This window comes from Planococcus sp. CAU13 (assembly GCF_000775575.1).
Lineage (GTDB): Bacteria > Bacillota > Bacilli > Bacillales_A > Planococcaceae > Planococcus.
Map to the genome: position 1 here is coordinate 1 of NZ_JRGN01000128.1, position 2,174 is coordinate 2,174.

A 2,174-nucleotide genomic window follows, 5' to 3' on the forward strand; every position below is an offset into this window, starting at 1 on the left:
GATACACAAAGCTTTTCAGATTATCAGAGCCAATCGGATAATTTTGAAGCCAGACGACTGTATGTGGACGGTTTACACGTGAATTCCAGTTATACGTCAAAAGCTCACCTGTGGCTCATCCGAAATCAGTTGGATGCTAAACAATGGCGATTCATTACCGATAATGACGAATCATTAATCAACTCTTATCAACGGGTTTTCAAAGATGAAATTCTTGATAAGAACGCTCAACAAATGATTTGTACAACTGATAAAACGTTGACTCGAAATCAAGCAAGAAAGACGTTTTATCGTTCAGTCCGTGAATTGAAAAAATGGGGAGAACGAAAAGGATATGAAAAATTTAGTCTTCGACAAATAGCTTTGCTTTATATTGAAGATGACTTGAAGCACGGACATAATTTCCACGATCAACAAACATCTGGAAACGGTGAGATTTACTACACCCACGCTTCGAATCCAATGAAGCATCCGATTCCGACAAGTGATCGTGGCCATCGTGAAATGGATATTCTTACTGATATTTCTCACTTAAGCCATTTTGACCAAGCTGCCTTATTGTTAAACGTTAATGACAATGCGATTAACAGCTTTCTACAAATTATTCGGCGTAGGTTATCAATATTGGAAAGACCACTTGTGACGGCACGTGGGGATGGTAAAAGCTACATTTATGCGAACTTCTATCCGCGCTATTCGCAAATGGCAATCACAATTCTTCGGACGTATTACAATTTCTGTTTGCCGTACAAATCGCTAGGAAAAAAAGCAACTCCCGCACAAAGATTAGGAATTGCCGATCGTGTATATACCTGGGAAGATATTATTTACAAACGTTAAAACATCGAATGCTTGACCAAATCTTTGGTTGAGCTTTTTTCTATTAATTTGAGGAATCTCAAAATATTTTATGAATAATAAGGTAGAATAGTAACAAAGAGGAAATTAAAAATTAAGGGGGATAAAATCAGAATGAATAAAAACATTACAAAATTATTTTTATTAGCAAGTCTGCTTTTCTTGATAGTTGGTTGTTCGCCAAAACCAGAATTCGAACTTTATGAGGGGAAAGAGTTAAGCATTGCGGTGTTAGGAAAAGCTCCCGAAGTTAAAGAAGAGCAAGTGGATTTTCAGGAAATAACATTTGATGAGTTTAACAAAGAAGGGATAATGCAGTACGATGCTGTTTTCATTATGAAAGAAAATCTTGCAGAAGCTGCTGAAAGTCAGTATGCACCAGTCTATAAAGAATCTCACCTTCCATTCTTTTTTATAGAAACCAACACTGGAGCCTTTCCTTTTGTTGAAGCTGAACAAGCTTATGACGAATCTAGGGAAATTCCTTACCATAATCACTATGCCACTGGTTTTTTAGAAGTTCCAAACGGTGAACAAAGAACTTCGACATTCGGGTTAGATAATGGGAAAGTAACGAAGGAAAATATAAAAGACGTTTATTCAAGAATATTTAAAACGGTAGAAGAAAGTTCTGGCGATTAAAAAATATAAAAGGTGTTATTGATTCTGAATTCCTTTCAAAGGATTTCGTTCATAACGCTTTTTTTTTTTGCATAAAAAAATCACTTCCTGTCTATCGGAAATGAATCATCTTTTACTATTATAAATTTGTTTGGCTATGACTTCGGGATGGTAGTGAAAGTAGTAATATGGATCTTCTTGAAACAATTCTACGAATCTTGAATCAATCATTAGATTTACAACTTCTTCATCGTTAAGGCTGTACTTAGATTTTATTTCTAACATCAACATTCCAATGTAATCTTCGGCATCTTCTTGTTCCAATTTGTTATTTGGATCTAGTTTGCGAATAGGTCTTGTTTTTTCGTATGCCATTTTCGCCAGTTCTTGACTGGGATAGTGAGCGACTAATTCACCGTACTCGTCGATTAATTCACGAAGCTTAAAGTTATTGAGTAGCGATATGGCTTCTTCTTCAGATACATTATAAATTTCCATTAGATCTTCTTTGATAACGCTGATGAATTCTTCGATATCCTTTTGTCGTTCGTTCATTATGATTACCTCCTTTTTTTAGTGTATACCCGATATATTAATAAATAAAAAAATGAACCCAAATTAATGGATTCATTTTATGATACAACCACAACCTAATGCAACTTGTATCGGTCGGCCTTACGCCTAAAAACACACTG

Annotated in this window: 2 protein-coding genes and 1 pseudogene; 2 read left to right on the forward strand and 1 reads right to left on the reverse strand. The window is 35.3% G+C overall.

What is annotated here, in order from left to right; genetic code table 11:
* A pseudogene (locus tag KW93_RS17410) lies at positions 1-840 on the forward strand (insertion element protein); the annotation flags it as partial.
* A 132-nt stretch (positions 841-972) separates the two neighbouring features.
* On the forward strand, positions 973-1,500 hold the full coding sequence (locus tag KW93_RS05435; RefSeq protein WP_033541969.1) for a hypothetical protein: 528 nt from the start codon (positions 973-975) through the stop codon (positions 1,498-1,500).
* 105 nt (positions 1,501-1,605) lie between these two features.
* Here KW93_RS05435 and KW93_RS05440 read toward each other — a convergent pair whose 3' ends face one another.
* Complete coding sequence (locus tag KW93_RS05440) at positions 1,606-2,034, reverse strand: hypothetical protein (RefSeq protein ID WP_033541970.1); 429 nt, start codon at positions 2,032-2,034, stop codon at positions 1,606-1,608.
* Between the last annotated feature and the right edge of the window lie 140 nt (positions 2,035-2,174).